Annotated in this window: 19 protein-coding genes and 1 tRNA gene; 6 read left to right on the top strand and 14 right to left on the bottom strand. The window is 37.9% G+C overall.

The window, feature by feature from the left end; genetic code table 11:
* Nucleotides 1-81 precede the first annotated feature (81 nt).
* The 5 genes from G3341_RS05470 to G3341_RS05450 all read right to left on the bottom strand — a co-directional run bounded on the left by G3341_RS05470 (nucleotide 82) and on the right by G3341_RS05450 (nucleotide 5,895).
* Entirely contained in the window at nucleotides 82-1,497 is a 1,416-nt protein-coding gene (locus G3341_RS05470) for an NAD(P)/FAD-dependent oxidoreductase (protein ID WP_154635555.1), read from the bottom strand.
* A 1,124-nt stretch (nucleotides 1,498-2,621) separates the two neighbouring features.
* A complete protein-coding gene (locus G3341_RS05465) occupies nucleotides 2,622-3,194 on the bottom strand; it encodes a hypothetical protein (RefSeq protein ID WP_154622038.1) in 573 nt (190 codons plus the stop codon).
* Between the two features lie 733 nt (nucleotides 3,195-3,927).
* Nucleotides 3,928-4,116 (bottom strand): hypothetical protein, encoded by a 189-nt coding sequence (locus tag G3341_RS05460; protein ID WP_154623000.1) that lies wholly within the window; start codon nucleotides 4,114-4,116, stop codon nucleotides 3,928-3,930.
* A 414-nt stretch (nucleotides 4,117-4,530) separates the two neighbouring features.
* On the bottom strand, nucleotides 4,531-5,286 hold the full coding sequence (locus tag G3341_RS05455) for a YnfC family lipoprotein (RefSeq protein WP_154635574.1): 756 nt from the start codon (nucleotides 5,284-5,286) through the stop codon (nucleotides 4,531-4,533).
* A 532-nt stretch (nucleotides 5,287-5,818) separates the two neighbouring features.
* Nucleotides 5,819-5,895: transfer RNA gene (locus G3341_RS05450), tRNA-Arg, on the bottom strand.
* Nucleotides 5,896-6,082: 187 nt separating this feature from the next.
* Between G3341_RS05450 and folD the strand changes: the two genes are divergently transcribed.
* Together folD and ybcJ are read left to right on the top strand one after the other, a co-directional pair.
* Complete coding sequence (folD, locus tag G3341_RS05445; RefSeq protein WP_154623451.1) at nucleotides 6,083-6,940, top strand: bifunctional methylenetetrahydrofolate dehydrogenase/methenyltetrahydrofolate cyclohydrolase FolD; 858 nt, start codon at nucleotides 6,083-6,085, stop codon at nucleotides 6,938-6,940.
* A gap of 18 nt (nucleotides 6,941-6,958) precedes the next feature.
* Entirely contained in the window at nucleotides 6,959-7,171 is a 213-nt protein-coding gene (gene ybcJ, locus G3341_RS05440; RefSeq protein ID WP_154623452.1) for a ribosome-associated protein YbcJ, read from the top strand.
* Nucleotides 7,172-7,434: 263 nt separating this feature from the next.
* Here the strand turns inward: ybcJ and G3341_RS05435 are convergent, their stop codons facing one another.
* The 9 genes from G3341_RS05435 to cysS all read right to left on the bottom strand — a co-directional run bounded on the left by G3341_RS05435 (nucleotide 7,435) and on the right by cysS (nucleotide 17,296).
* Entirely contained in the window at nucleotides 7,435-8,550 is a 1,116-nt protein-coding gene (locus tag G3341_RS05435; protein WP_244316483.1) for a hypothetical protein, read from the bottom strand.
* A 61-nt stretch (nucleotides 8,551-8,611) separates the two neighbouring features.
* Nucleotides 8,612-11,209, bottom strand: coding sequence for a fimbria/pilus outer membrane usher protein (locus G3341_RS05430; RefSeq protein WP_167520912.1), 2,598 nt, complete (start codon nucleotides 11,207-11,209; stop codon nucleotides 8,612-8,614).
* A gap of 74 nt (nucleotides 11,210-11,283) precedes the next feature.
* Entirely contained in the window at nucleotides 11,284-12,036 is a 753-nt protein-coding gene (locus G3341_RS05425) for a fimbrial biogenesis chaperone (protein ID WP_163860852.1), read from the bottom strand.
* On the bottom strand, nucleotides 12,036-12,764 hold the full coding sequence (locus G3341_RS05420; RefSeq protein WP_154623456.1) for a fimbrial biogenesis chaperone: 729 nt from the start codon (nucleotides 12,762-12,764) through the stop codon (nucleotides 12,036-12,038). The genes G3341_RS05425 and G3341_RS05420 overlap by 1 nt, the downstream gene beginning before the upstream one ends.
* Nucleotides 12,765-12,769: 5 nt before the next feature.
* A complete protein-coding gene (locus G3341_RS05415) occupies nucleotides 12,770-13,375 on the bottom strand; it encodes a fimbrial protein (RefSeq protein WP_163860851.1) in 606 nt (201 codons plus the stop codon).
* Nucleotides 13,376-13,391: 16 nt separating this feature from the next.
* Nucleotides 13,392-13,943: a fimbrial protein gene (locus tag G3341_RS05410; protein WP_154623460.1), complete on the bottom strand. Its 552-nt coding sequence runs from the start codon at nucleotides 13,941-13,943 to the stop codon at nucleotides 13,392-13,394.
* Nucleotides 13,927-14,652: a fimbrial biogenesis chaperone gene (locus tag G3341_RS05405; RefSeq protein WP_163860850.1), complete on the bottom strand. Its 726-nt coding sequence runs from the start codon at nucleotides 14,650-14,652 to the stop codon at nucleotides 13,927-13,929. Before G3341_RS05405 ends, G3341_RS05410 begins: the two co-directional genes overlap by 17 nt.
* Nucleotides 14,653-14,721: 69 nt before the next feature.
* Entirely contained in the window at nucleotides 14,722-15,237 is a 516-nt protein-coding gene (locus tag G3341_RS05400) for a fimbrial protein (protein WP_244316482.1), read from the bottom strand.
* Nucleotides 15,238-15,907: 670 nt separating this feature from the next.
* The gene (gene cysS, locus G3341_RS05395) at nucleotides 15,908-17,296 is read right to left on the bottom strand and encodes a cysteine--tRNA ligase (protein WP_154623281.1); all 1,389 of its coding nucleotides are present in this window, start codon (nucleotides 17,294-17,296) and stop codon (nucleotides 15,908-15,910) included.
* Between the two features lie 411 nt (nucleotides 17,297-17,707).
* Between cysS and ppiB the strand changes: the two genes are divergently transcribed.
* From ppiB to purK, 4 genes are all read left to right on the top strand, one after another.
* Entirely contained in the window at nucleotides 17,708-18,202 is a 495-nt protein-coding gene (gene ppiB / locus G3341_RS05390) for a peptidylprolyl isomerase B (protein WP_163860848.1), read from the top strand.
* A 13-nt stretch (nucleotides 18,203-18,215) separates the two neighbouring features.
* Entirely contained in the window at nucleotides 18,216-18,938 is a 723-nt protein-coding gene (locus G3341_RS05385) for a UDP-2,3-diacylglucosamine diphosphatase (protein WP_154623279.1), read from the top strand.
* Nucleotides 18,939-19,097: 159 nt separating this feature from the next.
* Nucleotides 19,098-19,604, top strand: a complete 507-nt coding sequence (gene purE / locus G3341_RS05380) for a 5-(carboxyamino)imidazole ribonucleotide mutase (protein WP_163860847.1) — start codon at nucleotides 19,098-19,100, stop codon at nucleotides 19,602-19,604.
* The gene (gene purK / locus G3341_RS05375) at nucleotides 19,601-20,683 is read left to right on the top strand and encodes a 5-(carboxyamino)imidazole ribonucleotide synthase (protein WP_163860846.1); all 1,083 of its coding nucleotides are present in this window, start codon (nucleotides 19,601-19,603) and stop codon (nucleotides 20,681-20,683) included. The genes purE and purK overlap by 4 nt, the downstream gene beginning before the upstream one ends.
* Nucleotides 20,684-20,750: the final 67 nt, after the last annotated feature.

Genomic DNA, 20,750 nt, shown 5'->3' with positions numbered 1-20,750 from the left:
AGTAACATCTAGAGATAAAATTATCATTGAGTATGAGTAGAAAAGCCCTCATAAAGAGGGCCATCATCAAATAAGTTTTATCTAAAATCGATAAAGACTGAATGGTTTCACATCTAATGCAGGTTCTTTACCAAGCAGAAGATCTGCGGTAATTTCTGAAGAGACTGGACTTTCTGTCATTCCCCAACCTGTCGCTGTATTGATAACAAGGCCTGGATACTCATTAACTTGTGAAATGATTGGGTTTTCATCCGGCGCTATTGCCATAGCACCACTCCACTGATCAATAAGCTTAGAATCTTTAAATGCAGGAAATTCAGTTTTCAGCTTCTCGAGTGAAGCATTTAGCTCAGGGATATCTGGCAGTGCAGTCATATTTCGATACTGTTCGAACGGCGAAACCTCGTCTAAATTCCAATGTGTTGACTGCATAAACGAGTTAATTAACTGTTCGTTTAGTGAAATATGCACAGGGAAGTCAGGCATTGACAGTAATGGCAAATATTTATATCCATAAATAAAGGATTCTTTGACAACCGGAGCCACAATAACACGCGGAGAAGTGGCATAAGTGCCATCTGCTTGCTCGCGGAAGAAAATATTGCCCGGTAAAGCGACATTTCCACCTGGCGCAGTAGGTGAACCACTGATTAATTGTTGAGACTGGTAAGCAGGTAATGTTGGAACATCAACATTAAGATTTTGCATAAAGAGTCTAGACCATACCCCCCCTGCTACAACGACTCGTGAGGTTTTTATTGCCCCTTTCTCTGTCACAACATCAGAGATAACGCCTGCTTGGGTCTCTAAACCTCTCGCCGCACAATTTGTGTAGATTTTAACGCCTATCTTTTTAGCGTAATCAGCCATCACAAAGGTTGCAATTTCAGCGTCTAAACTACCGGAATCCTCTTCAAAACCAGCAATAGTCCAATTCGATGTAGCTCCGCGAAGACGTTGATTTAGTTCAGCACCTTCAATCATTCTGGTTTTAAAAGGAATATCGGAACCAACATTTTTGCTTCTTGCATCAATCCATTTTTTAACATTTTCTAAATCCTCTTCATCAAGAGGTACTTCCACTCTTCCTTGTGTACGATAACTGGTATCAACGCCGACTTTTGCATTCATTTCTCTCCAGCGCTGTTTACCAATATGGTGAAGGAGGAATGTTTCGTCAGGCATTTTATAAGTGATAACTTGGCCATAGAACCTAGAAGATTGTTCTCCCGCGATATTTCCTTTTTCTACGATCACAACAGACAATCCCCGTTCAACAAGGTTAATTGCCGTCATAATGCCTAAAATACCGGCACCAATAACGACAACATCTGCCTGCTTAGGTAGTGCCCCGGGAGTTCCTTCAACAAAACCATGTCTCGGTGTACCTGGAACAAATCGACCTTCACGCGTTAACATTGGCGTTAAAATTCCTGCACCGCCAGCTACAGCGACAACAGCCCCGCCGATAAGAAACTTTCTTCTCGTTATTGCCATTTAAATATCCTTTCCACAGACAAACTATATATCGAAATATAGTCATCACTTAATAATATTTGTAATGCAATTGTATTCCAAATTTAAATAAAATTAAATTTATTTGTTAAAAAATATTTTATTGAATGTTTATTCAAATAATGAAATTGATATAACGACAGGATATTTCCGAATAAAATCCGAGCAATTATCCAAACTAAAGCCTGATAAATTAGGCATTAAGAGTTTATGAGGAATATAACCTTAACGAGATACAACAAATAAATTATAAATCACTATGATTAAATATTTATTCACATAAACATGTAAAAATAAGCAAACAAAATAAACCTTAAAAATAACATAGGTATTATTTTTAATAGCATAATGTTTATAAAACGATCACTACTATGTAGATTTGAAATAAGCGTTCACTCATTCTTGCTCATTAAATTGACGATATCTATCACTGAACACATAAATAAAATCCGCCTCCCTTCCATAGGGGTAAATACTTAAATCCTTTATTGGAACGCTTTAATTTTATGCTGATTGTTTAATGAATAACCATGGATATTCTCATGAAATTGTTCATGAGGAAGTTGAATAAGAGTCATCATTAAGTAAATACACGAATAAACGGTAGCAATTCTCTTTTTGCCTACCGTTTATTTATTGAGCTTTTTGCGTTTTTTTGAGGCATTGTTTTAAGGTATTGTTTGAAACAGAGAGGGAATATCACTCTTTAGATAAAGGCAGGCCATCATCAACTATTTGCTTATTTAAAATAAATCCTTTGTACCATGCCTTATATTAAGAATAATATTGATACTAAAATAACCGTAATTATTAAAGGGATATTACTCGATTTCCAGCACAAGTGGCGTATATCAATAGTAATTTCAATACCGATATTGTTTCACTATAACATTCCTGTCAGAACGCCCACCGGACTATTCTCGACAAGCCGCTTATTACTCCTACGTTGATTGTTCTCTACATCACAAAAACCATATATTGAATATGGTTTTTATCACTTAAAACGATTTCTATGAGTTAGGGGAAATTTTTCCGCCTAACGCATTTTAGATACGAACAAGGATATTTAGATTATTTTTCTAAATACCCTTAACCTGTCAGCAAAATTATGACTGGTATTTTTTATAAAAATTTTCACCGCACATGACTTTAATAAAGTCACCACTCACTGTCGTGACAGATAGAGGCTTATCTTTAGCAACATAGATAAATTGCTTTCTGATCTTATCTTCTTCTTTGACCGCTTTTACTTGGCCATTCTCCATACGATCAGAATCATAATTCACACAATAACCAAGTGTATTTGATGATTTCTTATCCTTAACCACCATGATTTCATTATATTTAAAACGATAGCCTTGGTTTTCTTTAGCCAATTTATCTTTGGCTTTATCACTTCTGGCAAAAGGCGAAGATAAACGATTCACCGCATCCGCATATTCAGCATCCATTTTATGACTGACAAATTGCTGATCCGCTGAATTCGCCTTACTGTAAACAACACCTTGCTGGGTTGTTTTTATGCTATACGCTTCCCAGTCTTCTGATTCTTTAACAATAGAGCTAGAATCAGTCAAGATATTGGCGAATTCGCCCCACATATCTTTATTTGAACTACAGCCTGTAACTAGCAGTGTAGCAGCGCTAAGTAGAGTAATTGGTAGAATATGTTTTTTCATTTTGATCCTAAAAGTTATAATTAATACTGCACAAATAAATTGTACTTAATGATATCTTTAAAGATTTTTTATTGTATATAGTAAATATATAATCTGCAAACATACTGATTATCATTGTCCAAGATTAAACTAAAACAAAGCGCTATATATTGAAATAAATTTAGAATAAAAACCAATAATTCCAATTTAATTCGCAGTATAAAAAAAACGAGTGTCATCAATTTTAATTTAGATATTGATTCTCACAGAAAGCTAGCATTATAGTGACTTAGCTCTTATTCCCCAGATTAAACCCTGACAAAAATTTGATAAAAATTTGACATAGGAGCAAGATGAATAAAACATATAATGATGGCTTTATTTATATCTATTAATTACCATAGGAAAACAAATTTATCGGATATATCTTAATTAACTTAGATTTAATCTAACCGTCACTATCTATCGTTTTTAACATAGCGTACTACTTCAATAATTCTTGTCATCGATCTTAATCATCATTTTGTTTTATTTGCTAAGAGAGAGAAAGATGTCTAAAAGGTAAATAACTTTATCTTTTTTGGGTAAGCCATTGATAATCAGGAAGTATATCTTATTTTTACAGCAAATAGTAATAGCCCTCAAACTGAATTTGAGTTAACACTATTATTGATAAAATTGATTCGAGCAATCGGCTCATGAGCAGCTATTCCATTGCTGCATATTCTCTTATTGCTTATTCCAAGTGATGACATCAAGTATTAGATTCATTATCGCATAGTGCCAATTGAGTTGTTATCCACTGGCAAAATACTTTTGTTAGGAGATGATTTTCACTTTCTTGATGAATTAACCATGCCCAGTTAGCTCCCATAATACGCTGTTCAGTTAAAGGGAATAACGGTCCTATTGCACATGCCTTGTAGGCGAGTAATTGACTCATAAGGCCCACACCAAGCCACTGAATAACAGCATCGAATAACAAACTGGGATCTGAAAAATTTAAACTACCAGTGTTTGCCCTACATTTTCGCCACCACGTATACTTCCATTACGCCAATTCATCGAATTAATTTGATTTTTGGTATTGATCTAAGCGGGGAATGCCAATAGCTAATTGCAGCAACATACTGTGCGTACCGATATGAAAACCTAGCCCTATCTCCGAGAGTACTAGACTACGTCTTTGACGAAAAATAGCGATTATTCAAGAAAGCGGCCTAAACGAGCTGTGAGCTTCAAACACGCATCACGCATTTAAAGGCGGTTAATATTTTAACATCGCTGACAAGCCTATCTAATCAACACTCCGCTAATTATATCGCCAGATTTTATAGGCTTTGTCATCACCCGCAGCTCAATAGAACGTCACCTTTGTGGTACTGTTTTTTTTCAGATGGATCTTCTTACCATTCGAGTCGAGCGTTAGAACAAAATTACATTGAGATGGAATATTTTGATGATCATAATGACACTTAGAATCGACTTGCAATATAGTCTGACCTAAAGCCCGAATTTCCATTAAATGGTCAAAAGCTTTGCTCATATCTTTACCATAGGTGATTCTAGTTTCAGAAATGACATCATCACCTTTGTAATATTTTATTGCGATAGGTAATTTAAACTCATTGTAAATATTTTCACCAAATTTTTCTTTGGTGTCAGCCAGTATTGAACCGGTAATAAAACCATCTTTATTGTATTGATATATCAATTCACCATTAGTGTCCTTCCTTGATATTATCTCACAGTTATTACCTATGGTCATTTCTACTGGCCCATTAGCATCCATACCTATTAACTTATTTTTTACTCTTTCTACAAAAAGGTAATTATGAAGACCACTCAGGTACTCATCTTTTTTCTGATTTAAGCTAAAACTCTCTACACAACCATCACGGCCAATTTTTAATTTTGATTCATAGTTGATAGTCTTATCTTCATTATAAACCGTTGATTTTATTTCTTTAACATTACCTTTGACTGGATTGAAGTCATATAACTCTGCCATGTTGAACACAACAGGATTGTACTCTTGTTTGTCAAATGCTGAGGATTCAAAAGATATAAAAAAAGTTAACGGTACAACTAACGCTATATATTTATTATTCATTTAATTTTACACCTTTAATCTACTAATATGCTGTGAGTCATTCTTAATTATAATCATGTTGATTTATTGTTAATATTGTCGATTTTTATAGGCTGAAAATAACATAGGTAAATTTACTTAGAGCAAAAGATTTCAATGTATATATTTAAAAGTACGTATTTTTATTACGCTATTATACTCATAAATTTAACAAATTATTGTAAAAAGATCATTAACGATAAGAGCTTTGAAGGTTATTCTTGCGGTATATAAAAAGCTTAGAATTCAATAGAAAAGCGGTTATTTATTGGTAAAATTCCCCTTGTGAAGGAAAAGATTGCCAGCAGCCCTTTAATTTGAACACTTTATCTGTCTTAGCGATTAGACTCTTTTGAGCAAAAACCGCAGTGCCTAATCAATCATTCTTTCTAATTATGCCCACACATACGTAGATTTCAATAGGCTAAGTCACCCTAAATATAGGGTAATAAAACTAATTTATTGATTTATTTTAAGTTTTTAAGGGAGTTAGTAAAATCGGGGAACATCGAAATGGTACGCCCTACAGGGTTCGAACCTGTGACCTACGGCTTAGAAGGCCGTTGCTCTATCCAGCTGAGCTAAGGGCGCATCGAAAAATGCTTCAACCTATCTGGCTGATAGCGTGGGATTATACGGTTGCTACGCGCTGAGTCAATGAGTTTTCTCTACTAAAATAACTATCTGCTCATTTTATGTTACAGATAGAACTGACATTAACGCGAACTTCTGACAAAATAGAGGTATCCCCAAGTCTCATTTATGGATTAAGTCACAGATGTTAGCAAAAATTATTGATGGGAAAACGATTGCGCAGACAATTCGGCAGGAAGTTGCCCAAAAAGTACAACAACGCATAGAACAAGGAAAACGCGCCCCTGGTCTTGCAGTTATCTTAGTCGGTGCAAACCCTGCTTCACAAATTTATGTTGGTAGCAAACGTCGCGCTTGTGAAGAAGTTGGTTTCCTATCTCGTTCTTATGATTTACCAGATACAACCACAGAAGCAGAACTCCTGAAACTGATAGATGATTTAAACCAAGACCCTGAAATTGATGGTATTTTAGTTCAATTACCGCTTCCAGCAGGTATTGATAACGTAAAAGTCATTGAGCGCATTCATCCAGATAAAGATGTTGATGGGTTCCATCCGTATAATGTTGGTCGTCTATGCCAGCGCGCACCTCGTCTGCGTCCTTGCACACCAAGGGGGATTGTTACCCTATTAGATCGTTGTGGTATTAATACCTATGGTCTAAATGCCGTTATTATTGGTGCTTCAAATATTGTTGGTCGCCCAATGAGCTTAGAACTTCTGCTTGCTGGCTGTACAACCACAGTAACCCATCGTTTTACGAAAGATCTCGAACAACACGTCCGCAATGCGGATTTATTAGTTGTTGCTGTCGGTAAACCTAACTTTATTCCCGGTGAATGGGTCAAACCTGGCGCCATCGTGATTGATGTCGGTATTAACCGCCTTGAAAGCGGTAAAGTGACAGGAGATGTTGACTTTGATGAAGCTTCAAAACATGCATCTTGGATCACCCCCGTTCCTGGCGGCGTAGGGCCGATGACAGTCGCAACATTAATCCAAAATACGTTACAAGCGTGCGAAGAGTATCACGATATTTAATTTAATCAGGGAGCTGTCATGGATATTTTTAAACTTGAAGGTCACCCACACATTGAATTGTGTGATTTGCTGAAAATAGAAGGCTGGGCGGAAAGTGGCGCAATGGCTAAAGCGATGATCGCTGAAGGTTTAGTTCAAGTTGATGGCGTGGTAGAAACGCGTAAACGTTGCAAAATCACCGCTGGGAAAATCGTCTCTATGGACGATCAAAAAATCAAAATTCAAGACTAGTTAAAAAATAATAAAGTAAGCTGATCTTCCATTTCGGCTTACTTTTATATTTCACGTGCTATTTTTAAGCACGATCATACATAATGATACAACCAAGTAATACAATTATAAAAATAGCGATTTATCATATAATGAATCAAATCACTGAAGAACCAACCCCTACATAAAATGAGTATGTTTCGATCACCCCTTCCCTTTACTTAAATCATATTTGTAAAAATAGTTTTATGCACTTCTCTGATTATCGTATTGCTTTAAAACACTTATTTATAGACAACATCAAGCTCCGCGGTTCCCGTTGCTTTACCTGGTTTTTCAGTGCCATTAGGGCATAACGACCAAACGAGAGGTTGCGTCTGTGAAGCTCCGGACGTATTCGCCCCCAATAGCATAAAATTTAAACCTTGGTTCTTTTCTGAAAAAGGAATGCTTGACGCTCTATCCAAACAACCAACAGCGTCAGTTGCTGCATTACTACCTATATAACCGCGGACTAATCCTCCTATTGTGCCATCACCATAATGCAAACTAATTGCATGAGTTCCCACTAACATTGATGGCGCGACAGGTGTTCCAGAAATACCAATTTGAAAAGCTCGGCCATTATTAATGCCACAGTTAACCGTGATTGAAGATGTCGGATTAATAACAGGCAGCCCTTTTGTCGTATCGAATGTCACTTCTGTCGGCGTAGATATAGAGCAAGGGGGATAACTAACGGTTAGTGTTCCACCTTCAAAAATTTGTTGGTTGACTAAATCACCGTTACTTGTAGCCGCTTTTATGAGATAAAGATTCGGTAATGTATAAGACCCAGGCTTTGCATTAGGCCCTACATATAAAAAGAGTTTACCTTGTATTGAAGCCTTATTATTTTTTTTCTGTGGATTCCATACGTGATCCGTTGGTTCTGGCCAAGCAGAGCCACACCACATTGCAGATGGCACTTGTGTTGGAGTGACAGTATAACTACCGTTACTACTCCATGTGCCTTTTACAGTAATATCTTTATAATTTGCAGATGCGGGTTGCGCTCCAGCGCCAACTGACGCTACCCCTGTTGCATTGGTACTTTGGAGACCAATAATGATATCTTCCGCGACTTTATAACCTTTCATATTACCGACAACAGCTTCATTCGAATTTGATAAACAGTTGTATGCTGTTGAGGATGTATGCACCGCAAAACCATCGGCCCTATTTGCCGCAGCTGAGAATGCACTACTAATTGATGTTAATGTAACTTCTGCATTTACATTACCAAGCGATATAACACTTTCACCCGGTGTCGCGTTAATATTGACTGCCAATGCAGAAGAAGGCATAAAACTAAATGCTATCACTGCGCTAGTAACATATTTATGAAGTACTAAGCTCATAACGGCTTTATATTTTAAATAATGATATTTCATAATCAGTCAAATACCTTAATGCGTTTTGTTATTTTACCGGAGCACATGTGTAAGTTACTTGGCGTATTGGTTGATCGACGTCTAACGTCACATTCGTTAAATCAAAGCTAACCGTGCATTGTTTTTCTGCGGATTCCCCCCATTTAACGAGAAGTTTCCCTTTTTCCGGCAATCCAGTTAAATAAACTAATCCTGCATCACCCACAATGCTGCTGTAGTTATCCGTTGTATGTTGGAGACTGGCTATGGCACCAAACGGAACTGGACTATTATTTTTAATAATCGTCATTAATACTTGGTAGCCTTTTTTGGTCGTGAAATTAACGGGGACAACAGCCCCTTTACTTGGATAGATATTGATATTCGTTTGCGCCACATCGACATCATCAGGCAATGTCGTTGGATCGATACTAATGCTATTTCTTCTATAATCGGAAAGGTAAGGCGCTATACCATAACCTCTCCAGTCAGAACGAGCAGACCCATTATTAATGCTGACATCCGGTGCATCAGGTAAGTAAACCAGAGCTACCGATTCCCCCATATTTTTTGCTAATGTCAGCCCACCAGAATGGAGTAATAAGCCGCCATTTGCGTTCATATTAAATGTTTGAGTCTCACTGCTATGACTATAGCCAGCAGTAACGCTGCCCTTACTTCCTTGGTAACCAACGTTAATATTGCTGTTATTAACACCGTCTTTGTTTTCCCAACTTTGGGAAGCGCTATAGGTTAAATCACCACTCATTAAACTGCCATTAATCCCTGTTTGGATTTGCGATCGTCCATTATTATCGCGAGTGTAGTAGCTAGTTGAATAAATAGACTGTAAAGACTCCGAGTGGCCAAATATGCTAAATGGGATACTTATATTAAAGGAAATTTGCCTATTTTCAGGCCAACTGCCATTATCATCTTTAATTCTATCGATACTATAGTTAGCACCGTAACTTATCCCCTTATAATTATTACTGTAGCCAATCGAGCCACCCGTTTGCGTTCTAGAACTCCCCCAATAATCATCGCGAGTTGCTCGCACATAAAGGGTTCCCCAATCTCCCATGCGTTGACTGACTTGAGTTTGAAAACTACTACGCCGTCTTTGCATTGCCCATGGGTAAACGCCCTCTTCAAGCTGATAGCCTTCAGAGTTAAATTCACTGAAATTATAATAATTGCGTGTTGAATAACGTAGTGCAGTAAGGTCAATGGAAGTTCCAGTGCTCATCATACTTTTCGAGTAACGAAGACGATAAGATTGCCCCGTTTTTCGTGAATCACCGTTTAGTTTTGCAATAGATGATGTAACATCAAGTGAAACAGCACCTATACTGCCTAATGAAATTCCCGCCCCTATGTTGGCCGCTTGATAGTCTTCAGCCGCTAATACACCACCATAAACCGTTGTATCATTCGGTAATCCGTAAACCGCCGTGCCTAATAAAAACTCTGCCTCACGAGAACTATTTGTCACGTTTCCATCGTAGCGGCCAGCAGTAATTTCATATTTCCAACCACCAGGCCTTAGCATCACTGGTAATGATGAATAAGGCACAATAAATTTTCTCTCTGTGCCATTCGCTTCAGTGATGGTGACATCATAGTCCCCTGAAAGCCCAGCTTCTTGAATATCATTAATATAAAAGGCGCCAGGCGCGACATAGGTTTCATAAATAACATTACCATTTTGACGTACAGTAACCCTTGCATTACTGTTCGCAACACCTTCAATAGGAGGTGCATAGCCACGTAATTGACTGGGTAGCATCTCTTCACTGGAGCTTAATTTTAAACCGCGAAAAGGAACGCTATCAAAAACATCCCCCCCAGTGTTATTTTCACCCACTAATAAAACTGAACGTAATGCAAATAATTCACGATACAGATAAGTATTGGTAAAACGCGTATAACGTTGATGTTCCTTCTTTTGCGCTTGACCATCCGTATTCTGTTGGCTATGAGTAATGGTGCTACGTAAACGCCATGCCCCGGCATTAAGACCGGCTCTCACCGTTGCAAAAAAATTATCGCTTTTTCTATTTGAACTCAGTTTTGATTTATTTTCAGTATGTCCATAGCTGAAACTATAATTAGCCATCAGTGCAGGTACGCCATAATCCAGCAAATCAGGATCTAATGATTCGTTATGACTTGCTTTCATGGCGACTTGAGGGATGCTAATTTCTAATTCCAAAATAGCGATATTAAAATGCGTCGATGCATCTGGAATTAATGCCGATAAGTTATCAATAGAATAATTTTCTGGTAAGTCTTTTGTTTTTGGTAATTGTTTAATGTTCACCCCATATTTCTCTAAAAATGCGGGGGTTAATACAGGTGATACAACTCCCTGATTATTTTCCTTGAATGTAACGGGCAGTTGCCCAATCCCAACTTGGTTTATATAAACAGAAACGAGATATTCACCCGGTGCAATACTGCCTTTTTTAGCATAGGCAGATAAGTCAACTTGATCCGTTTCGCCCATCGCTTGTAAAAATGCCGGATCAAAATAATCCTCTGCTACCGCAGAGTGAATGCTTAACATCAAGCACAACGCAATAGGATGCCATACAAATTTAGTAGGACTTACGCAAACAGGTGATATGTGCTTATTTCTATTCATATTTATATCCATTGACTTATCAATAGCAAAATGAGGCCTAAAGCAGTAAGTGCTCTTTTTTACTTGTTTTCATTTCAATAAAGAGAACTGAATAATGACAATTCGCTCGTATATTGCTGTGTTACCCCACCGTCCCGATCAATTAACGTCCATATCAGTTCACCTGTAGTATTTTCAGGTAATGGATATTGTTGTTGCCCCATTGGTGGAACCATTTCAAATAAAGATGAGGGGTCTATAATGTTATTTCCCACCTTAATTGAATCGAAAGTCACATAATAAGGTGTTGGGTTTTTTACGACTAAACGACCTTTATCTCGATAAAAAACGAGTTTCTTTGATATTTCATCATCACTATATTTTGGTAATCCATCTGGTCGATAAAACAGTTTTAGATGGTTTTGTGTTGCAATAATAATTTGTGATCTTGCTGCATTACCCTCTTCTTTTTTCTGATTCGGTATTGCTCTTATATTAAGAGTAAATAATGACTCACGATCTTTGGGCATTTTATGGTTAATCGCTTTAATCATTAAGACTACTGAGTCTTTTTCATTAACTTTTTCTAATGGTGGCAGTACAATAAAATCAGGTTTCTTTTGCCCGCTGGCATTTGGTTCTGTTACCTGAGACTGCAATAAATAAGCCATATTGCTGTAATTAGTCACTTTAAACGCGACGCCCTTTTGAGCAGACTCAGGATAAATGACTCTCGTGGATTGCATTGCAATTCCATCATATTTAAGCGCGTTTTGGCTGTTTGATGTGATTGGCAATAGCCATATAAAATGAAAAAATAACAAAGCACGCCATGATGAAAATTTCATTATTTTTTCTCTCCACCTTTCAAGGCTTGATGGTATTCTCGACTTTCTCCACCAAAATCATTCATCACTCTCCAAGTTATATCTTTAGCCTCTTGGTTAATTTGGTATTTTATGTCTGAAAAAGGAGCAACCATCATTCCTGCACTTTGATTATCTATTTGCTTTCCATTTACCTTTAGTGAAGAGAATGTCTGAAAATAAGCCGTTGGATTATTCACAATCAAGACATTTCCTTTTTGCTGATAAGTCAGCTGTGATGGTGCCTGATTTACGCCGCTAATAATATTTTCGGGTCGGTAAAATAACTTAATAACCATTTGTAAGCCAAAAGAGACTTGCGAATAACTTTCACTACTTTCTGTTAATTCATTCTTTGGTACGCTTGGTATCGCTAAAAAACTTAAATAAAAAACAGATTCTCTATCAGTAGGTAGATGCTTTATTTGATTAGGCATAATCACTACTGTATTTTGGCTTTGTGATTCCATTCTAAATAAAGGTGGATTCACTAAAAAAGGTGCTTTTTCTTGACTGTCAGGTGAAATCAATGCATTAACCTTAACTAAATAGGTATTATTGCTACGATTTTCTATTGTTGCCTTTGTGCTCTTCGCCGTCCCTAAAAAAATAACACGTGTTTGGTTCAGCAATACGCCGCCATCCGCAATAGCGATATTAAATATGCAACTAAATAATAAAGTTAATAACACTAAAAAAAGTTTCATCATTATTTTCAGTCATAAAAAAATTGAAATGTTACTGTGCTATGGAGTTTTCCACCTTGTAATTCACCGCTACAATTCCCACATGAAATTGTTGTCGTAAACGGTATTTTCGTTTTATTTAATATCGATAATGGGCTATTAGCCGTCCAAGTCGCATTAACCCACCCTGTTTCAGCTAAATTATTATTTGCTTTGAAATAGCTGTTTCCCTCTGTAGTGAGTAAAAAACCATATCCTTTCGCTGTTGAACTGGCTGAATTTACATATAAAGGGCTACCACCAAGTGTTAAGCTTTCACCTGATACTTTAATTTTAGGTGTATAGTGAGTTAAGCTTTTACTATCACAATTAATAAAATCTAAGGTAAATTTTTCTTGTACCGCTGTTCCATTCTTCACATTCGAGGTCAAAATACTTGCGCCGTTATTAAATTCAATAATCGGCTGGCTGACACTAATTTCGCATGTGCCTTGAAGATACTCCGCTGAAAAATGAATGCGAATTGGCTCTGCTTTTACTAAGGCTATATGCCCCAGATAGTTTAATGTAATGACCAACAAAGCAAATTTCATAATCCGCTGTAATTGTTTATGCAAGATGAAAAAATTCTGCACAGTTGCCCCTTACTTCTCACTGAAAAAGAACGGTAAATGTAATATTGGCTTTTAAAAAATCAGGAGTAACCGTGTTCTCTACGCTGACAAGCCCAATTTCAAAATACTCCGTACTTGAGAATTGATTCGATGAATTTAATGGTGTTAAGGCAACCTGCTTACCTTGATTTTCTAATGCGTCATCATTATAAAAATCATTTAATCCACGTGTTTTTATCTTCCGCTGGATCATAAATCCTGTTCCATTAGGAGCGCCGTCTAAAAAAACTTTATTATTACCGCTATACGGCGTTATGCCTTTTAAACTTAATAACGGTGTTGTATTCCCACCTTCACATGAAACTTTTGCTGTAATCGGTTGTATTTCAACCGTTGTTTTTGCCGTTGGAAAATCGGTAACACTGTAAGGCTTAAAGTCCAGTGACTTTTCTGATAACTCAATAGCGCAGCTACCATCAACTAAAGACGCTGATAAATCGACTTTTGCAGTACTCTCTGCATGAGCATGACTGATATTTACCAACATCAATGCCAGAAATATCGATGACAGTTTATTGAACCGAGCCATTGAATTGATCCCTTCCGCCAAAGTCATTGATTGCGCTCCACTGCACCTTGCCTTTTTGGTGAATATCTTGATACACCACATCACTAAAAGGGGCGATCATGGTATTACCTAATTTGGGATTAAGCTTAACCAATTTATTAGCCACTTTAATTTCACTGAGCGTGATGTAATAAGGTGTCGGGTTGGCCACTTTTAATCCATTAGAGTGCAGAGAGAATTTCAATAACCCCATCGCCTCTTTTTGGCTAATAGAAAACTTAACAGGTCGATAAAATAGTTTGATCGTATTTCCCGTTGCAATTTGCAATGTCCCTGCCAAGTTAGGGTTTGCTTTATCATCAAGCTTATCTGTTGCTGGTAATGCTATTGCTCTAAAATAAAAAATAGATTCACGATCTTTTGGTAAATCATTTTTAATTCTGAGAATTTTAACCTGATTTAAATTATTAGGTTCCAAGCGAAACATAGACGGTGTTGTCACAAATTTATCTTGAGCGACTTGTCCTTGTACATCACGATAAATTTGTGTACGAATTAAATATGGCGTATTCGAATTGTCTTCGCTTTTGATAGTAATGTTCGCACCTACATTGTCCCTACTCTCATTATAAATAATGCGAGTTCCATGCAATATAATCCCCGCTATTGCTGAGGTTGAACTCAGTAATAATAACATTGTTCCAATCATGCCAAATACTTTTACTATCATATCCCTACACCTAATAATTTATTTCACATTAAAATGAAGCGCAGAAATCTGCGCTTCAAGTATTACGAGTTACTCAGATGCATAAGCAATAATAATTGGCGCTGAATATGAACCAATAGCAGGCACAGCATCAGTCGAACCCATACCAACCTTGAAAGAATAATTAGTTGGTTGTGTTGCAGATACCGTTACAGGAATGGCTTTATTAGCAACAACTTGGTCTGTTTTGCCATCTTCTTGCAACATAAAGCCAACTGTAGGGTCGCTACCGATAAAGATATTTTTTGCTGTGTTAGCCGTCGTGGTTGTGCCTTGTACATATAAAGCACCTTTATCTGAATCCGCACTACAATTTTCTAATGATACAACAAGCGCCGTATCACCATTTTGTACATTGGGTGTAAAGCTATTTTGAGCAAAAGTACCAACATTAAATACTGAGTTGCCACCATTTGCAGTGACATTACAAGTTACCGCGGTAATTACACCATTCAGTGTAATATTATCGCTATTATCACCAGCAGCAGCACCAAAGCTGACGCCAGTAAATAACATCGCTGTAATTAACTTAGTTTTAAAAGCCATGATATTCCTCATGAACAAGTAGTGATTAATAGAGCTTAAGTAGCCTCATAATAAATTCAAAATAAATAAGAAATAAAAGATCAGTGTAAGTAGAAATAATATTTACCCCTACCTATTAAAATAATAAATAAAAATACATTTATGTAAACACCTGCTTTTTTAATAATGATAAAACTAAAGCTCATTATATTATTTTAACATTTATTTAAATCTAAATTTTCATTTAAAATACTATCAGTGAGCCAACCAAAGCAAAAATAAAGAAATCTAAATCCATAATAGTCAGTTTTAGACTATAAAGTTGAAATATAAAATTATATTTCATTAATTTGGTAGTTTTTTGTGTTAATTAAGTATTAACACTTAATTTTGTGAGTTTATAGTCACTCTAGATAATTAAATAATGTTGCTACTTTTGAAATATTATTTATCAAAATAGCTCAAAAAATTAATTAAGCCCGTTGCGTTACTATTAATAACATTTGAATTTTTATACTATTAATATTTTAAAAGCCGATATCTTTTAAGTGACTTAATTGGAATTTTTTAGCTGAATCGATACCAGCTTTATTTATTAATCCATAAATAAAGTGGGATGTTAAATGCAGAAAAAGGGAATAAAAAAACCCGTTAAAAATATTTTAACGGGTTAATCTAATCGTATGAGAGGTTATTTACGGCGCCAAGTTGTTCCTTGTGCACCATCTTCTAGCACAATTCCCATTGCCGTTAATTCATCACGGGCTGCATCGGCTAAAGCCCATTCCTTATTTTTACGGGCGTCATTACGCTGTTTAATCAGTGCTTCAATTTTAGCAACTTCTTCATCGCCTTCACTTTGTGCATTACCTTGCAAAAAGGCTTCCGGCTCTTGTTCAAGTAATCCTAATACACTGGCTAATTGACGCAATTCCGCTGCCAATTCATTCGCAGCAACCATGTTTTCTGCTTTTAAGCGGTTAATTTCGCGAGCCATGTCAAACAGGACGGAATAAGCCTCTGGTGTATTAAAATCATCGTTCATCGCTTCTTCAAAACGGTGCTTAAATACTTCACCACCCGCAGGAGCCACTGATTTATCTGTACCACGAAGCGCGGTGTATAAACGCTCTAAAGCCGTACGAGCTTGCTTTAGATTCTCTTCAGTATAATTTAATTGGCTACGATAATGGCCAGATAATAAGAAATAACGCACGGTTTCAGGATCGTAATATCCTAGTACATCACGAATAGTAAAGAAATTATTCAGTGATTTAGACATTTTTTCACGATCAACCATCACCATCCCTGAATGCATCCAGTAATTCACATAAGGACCATCATGAGCACAGGTAGATTGCGCGATTTCATTTTCATGATGTGGGAACATCAAATCAGAACCCCCACCATGGATATCAAAGTGATTACCCAATGCTTTACTGTTCATCGCGGAACACTCAATATGCCAGCCAGGGCGACCTAAGCCCCATGGTGATTCCCAGCTAGGCTCACCTTCTTTTGACATTTTCCATAGTACAAAATCCATTGGGTTACGTTTAACATCAGCAACTTCAACACGCGCCCCTGCTTGTAGTTGTTCTAGATCTTGACGAGATAATTGCCCATAATCTTTATCTGTTTTCACCTCAAACATCACATCACCGTTTTCTGCCACATATGCATGGCCACGTTTGATCAGTAAGTCAGTGAGCTCGATAATTTCTTTAATATGCTGTGTTGCGCGAGGTTCACTATCAGGTCTTAGGATATTGAGAGCATCAAAATCCTTGTGCATTTCAGCTAGCATGCGAGTCGTTAACGCATCAACTGTTTCATTATTTTCAGCAGCACGTTTGATAATTTTATCGTCAATATCCGTTACGTTACGTACATAAGTGAGGTCATAACCCAGATAGCGTAAATAACGGCTAATGGCATCAAAAGCCACAAATGTACGACCATGACCAATATGACACAAATCGTAAATGGTGATACCACACACGTACATCCCTATTTTCCCTGGGTGAATGGGTTTAAACTCTTCTTTTTGGCGACTCAGTGTATTAAAAATCTGTAGCATCTGGACTATTCCGTTAAATGTGTACGTGTTTATCACCCATATACTCGACTCACTCCCAGTTACCGCGCGACGGATAGCATTCGCTCATCCTATGCTAGTATTTCGGAAGCTGCTCGCGATAGACCTATCGTGAATTCGCATCTCAAACTCTTTGGAGTATCGCTGGTTCAAGCTATTAAGGGATATTTCAATAAATATAAGGTATCTACCTACAAAATAGAATGATATTGAACCCTGAACACTATCAGAATGCAAGAAATACACATGATCTTTGTCATACTATCGCTATCGTTCAACGCATTGATAACCTAGACAGTGACTTCAAGTCGGGTTTTATCTGTGATATAAACTTCCTGACAACCACGCCTTCAACAGAAGGCGCAATAAATACAATTATTCAGGATAGCTATTATGGTGACTTTTCATACCAATCACGGTGACATTGTTATTAACACTTTTGACGATAAAGCTCCAGTAACCGTCGAAAACTTTTTGAATTACTGCCGTGAAGGTTTCTACAATAATACCATTTTCCATCGTGTCATTAATGGTTTCATGATCCAAGGCGGCGGTTTTGAACCTGGCATGAAACAAAAAGCAACAAAAGCACAGATCAAAAACGAAGCTAATAACGGCTTAAAAAATAATCGTGGTACTTTAGCCATGGCTCGTACTAACGATCCACACTCAGCTACAGCACAGTTTTTCATTAACGTTGTTGATAACGACTTCCTTAACTTCCGTTCAGAACACCCTGATGGTTGGGGCTACTGTGTATTTGCAGAAGTTGTTGAAGGTATGGACGTTGTTGACAAAATCAAAGGGGTTTCAACAGGTCGTAGTGGTTTCCACCAAGACGTTCCACGCGAAGATGTTGTGATTGAAAAAGTGACTGTTAACGAATAATTCGACGCATAATATGTCCACTTATATCATTGCAGACCTGCATTTGAGTGAAGATGAACCGGCGATTACCGCCGGTTTTATGAATTTTATTCACCAACAAGCTATTGATGCCGACAGCCTGTATATCCTCGGCGACTTTTTTAATTATTGGATTGGTGATGACGATAAGACTCAGCTCCATCAACAAGTGGCTGAAGCCTTAAAAAGCCTTACTGACCGTGGTATCCCTTGTTACTTTATTCATGGAAACCGTGACTTCTTACTAGGCAAACGTTATGCCAAGCAATGTGGCATGACGATACTTAACCAAGAAACATTGCTTGAACTTTATGGTCAACGCGTGTTGATTTTGCATGGCGATACACTGTGTACCGATGACCAAGCTTATCAACGTTATCGTCAAAAGGTCCACACACCATGGATCCAACGTGTATTTTTAACTTTACCTCTATTTATCCGCCGACGTATTGCTGAAAAAATGCGTAAAAATAGTCAATATGCTAGCAGTATGAAAGCCGAATCAATTATGGATGTCAATCAGCAGGCCGTTATTGCAGCGTTAGAACACTATCAAGCGGACTGGATGATACATGGTCATACCCATCGCCCCGCTATTCATGAAATTGATGTCGCTGATAAACGTTATTATCGCGGCGTTTTAGGTGCATGGCATCATGAAGGCTCAGCATTTGTGATAAATGAACAAGGTATTGAGCTCATTTTTTTCCCTTTTTAATCTCTGATACGGTAACTCAGTAAATTGCTCAACCCGCATTCGTTTGCTGATATTTTAACCACGCAAACGTTTTCCTTAGCGAATTACCATGATATGATCGGGGCAATTCATTTTTCCCACCTCACGGTGAAAATTTATTAACCACAGGGATTACACAAAATGACTGCTCAATCTGCGGCAAAAATCGCTATTGTTATGGGTTCTAAAAGTGATTGGACAACCATGCAACACGCTGCCGATGTCTTAACCGAGCTGCAACTGCCTTTCCACGTTGAAATTGTCTCAGCACATCGTACCCCCGACAAACTATTCTCCTTTGCGGAACAAGCAAAAAAAAATGGCTTTGAGGTGATTATTGCAGGAGCCGGCGGAGCCGCTCATTTACCGGGTATGCTTGCAGCAAAAACCTTAGTTCCTGTGTTAGGTGTTCCAGTACAAAGCGCTGCGTTGAGTGGTGTCGATAGTCTCTACTCTATTGTACAAATGCCTAAAGGTATCCCTGTAGGTACACTGGCAATCGGTAAGGCCGGTGCTGCAAATGCGGCACTACTGGCCGCACAAATTCTTGCGAATACTGATAAGGCGCTATTTGCTCGCTTAGCCGCTTGGCGTGAGGCGCAAACGAATGATGTGCTTAACAACCCTGATCCTCGGGAGGCACAATGAAACCCGTCTGTGTCCTTGGTAATGGTCAATTAGGCCGCATGTTGCGTCAAGCAGGTGAACCGCTTGGTATTGCTGTATTTCCTGTTGGGTTAGATGCGGAACCTGAAGCCGTTCCCTATCAACAAAGTGTTATCACCGCAGAAATTGAGCGCTGGCCTGAAACACCACTGACTAAAGAGCTAGCACTTCATAATGCCTTTATTAACCGAGATATTTTTCCTCGTTTAGCAGATAGATTCCCACAAAAAAGCCTCTTTGATTCGCTGGGTTTAGCCACCGCACCTTGGGCTTCTCTTGACGCTAAAGCGCAATGGCCTGAACTCTTTGCAACCCTCGGTGATTTCTTGATCGTCAAACGTAGAACGGGTGGCTATGATGGCCGTGGTCAATGGCGTGTTTCACCCGGCAACGAAGCGAGTCTACCTGATGAAATCTATGGGAACTGTATTGTCGAGCAAGGTATCCCTTTTGATGCAGAAGTATCCGTTATTGGCGCGCGTAATCGTGCGGGGGAGTGTGTATTTTATCCTATCACCCATAACCTACATCAAGAAGGTATCTTACGCACCAGTGTCGCTTTCCCCAACGCGAACCATTCACAGCAGCAACAAGCTCAGGCTATGTTAAGTGCTGTCATGAATGAGCTAGATTATGTTGGTGTTATGGCAATGGAGTGTTTTGTCGTTGGTGATAAATTACTTATCAATGAATTAGCTCCACGTGTGCATAACAGTGGTCACTGGACCCAGAACGGTGCCTCTATCAGCCAATTTGAATTGCATTTACGCGCTATTTTAGATTTACCAATGCCATCGCCGACAGTATTTAATCCTTCTGTTATGGTGAATTTAATTGGCACTGAGCTCAATCAACAATGGTTAAGTTTACCGTTAGTTCATCTGCACTGGTATGAAAAAGACGTTCGTCCTGTTCGTAAAGTTGGTCATTTAAACCTGACTCACAGCTGCCCAACTGAGCTTGCTGACAGCCTAAATTCGCTAGTAGAGCTGTTACCAAATGAGTACAAAAGTGGCATTGACTGGGCGAAAGAAAAATTAAACTGGTACTACAGCCAATAAATAGGGAAAATAGCGCCATACGATGCCCGATATTTTCGGGCATTTTGCATTTATATGGCTGCTTTTT

This window comes from Providencia vermicola, from assembly GCF_010748935.1.
Taxonomy (GTDB): domain Bacteria; phylum Pseudomonadota; class Gammaproteobacteria; order Enterobacterales; family Enterobacteriaceae; genus Providencia; species Providencia zhejiangensis.
The sequence above is the reverse complement of the archived record's forward strand: the minus strand, read 5'-3'. Positions and strand labels throughout refer to the sequence as shown.

Coding starts and splice junctions, on each gene's coding strand:
- G3341_RS05430 (WP_167520912.1), bottom strand. CDS start 11,209: ATGAATAGAAATAAGCACATATCACCTGTTTGCGTAAGTCCTACTAAA.
- G3341_RS05455 (WP_154635574.1), bottom strand. CDS start 5,286: ATGAATAATAAATATATAGCGTTAGTTGTACCGTTAACTTTTTTTATA.
- ppiB (WP_163860848.1), top strand. CDS start 17,708: ATGGTGACTTTTCATACCAATCACGGTGACATTGTTATTAACACTTTT.
- G3341_RS05405 (WP_163860850.1), bottom strand. CDS start 14,652: ATGATAGTAAAAGTATTTGGCATGATTGGAACAATGTTATTATTACTG.
- cysS (WP_154623281.1), bottom strand. CDS start 17,296: ATGCTACAGATTTTTAATACACTGAGTCGCCAAAAAGAAGAGTTTAAA.
- G3341_RS05465 (WP_154622038.1), bottom strand. CDS start 3,194: ATGAAAAAACATATTCTACCAATTACTCTACTTAGCGCTGCTACACTG.
- G3341_RS05425 (WP_163860852.1), bottom strand. CDS start 12,036: ATGAAATTTTCATCATGGCGTGCTTTGTTATTTTTTCATTTTATATGG.
- G3341_RS05385 (WP_154623279.1), top strand. CDS start 18,216: ATGTCCACTTATATCATTGCAGACCTGCATTTGAGTGAAGATGAACCG.
- G3341_RS05470 (WP_154635555.1), bottom strand. CDS start 1,497: ATGGCAATAACGAGAAGAAAGTTTCTTATCGGCGGGGCTGTTGTCGCT.
- purE (WP_163860847.1), top strand. CDS start 19,098: ATGACTGCTCAATCTGCGGCAAAAATCGCTATTGTTATGGGTTCTAAA.
- purK (WP_163860846.1), top strand. CDS start 19,601: ATGAAACCCGTCTGTGTCCTTGGTAATGGTCAATTAGGCCGCATGTTG.
- G3341_RS05435 (WP_244316483.1), bottom strand. CDS start 8,550: ATGAGCTTAGTACTTCATAAATATGTTACTAGCGCAGTGATAGCATTT.
- G3341_RS05400 (WP_244316482.1), bottom strand. CDS start 15,237: ATGGCTTTTAAAACTAAGTTAATTACAGCGATGTTATTTACTGGCGTC.
- ybcJ (WP_154623452.1), top strand. CDS start 6,959: ATGGATATTTTTAAACTTGAAGGTCACCCACACATTGAATTGTGTGAT.
- G3341_RS05460 (WP_154623000.1), bottom strand. CDS start 4,116: ATGAGTCAATTACTCGCCTACAAGGCATGTGCAATAGGACCGTTATTC.
- folD (WP_154623451.1), top strand. CDS start 6,083: ATGTTAGCAAAAATTATTGATGGGAAAACGATTGCGCAGACAATTCGG.
- G3341_RS05410 (WP_154623460.1), bottom strand. CDS start 13,943: ATGGCTCGGTTCAATAAACTGTCATCGATATTTCTGGCATTGATGTTG.
- G3341_RS05420 (WP_154623456.1), bottom strand. CDS start 12,764: ATGATGAAACTTTTTTTAGTGTTATTAACTTTATTATTTAGTTGCATA.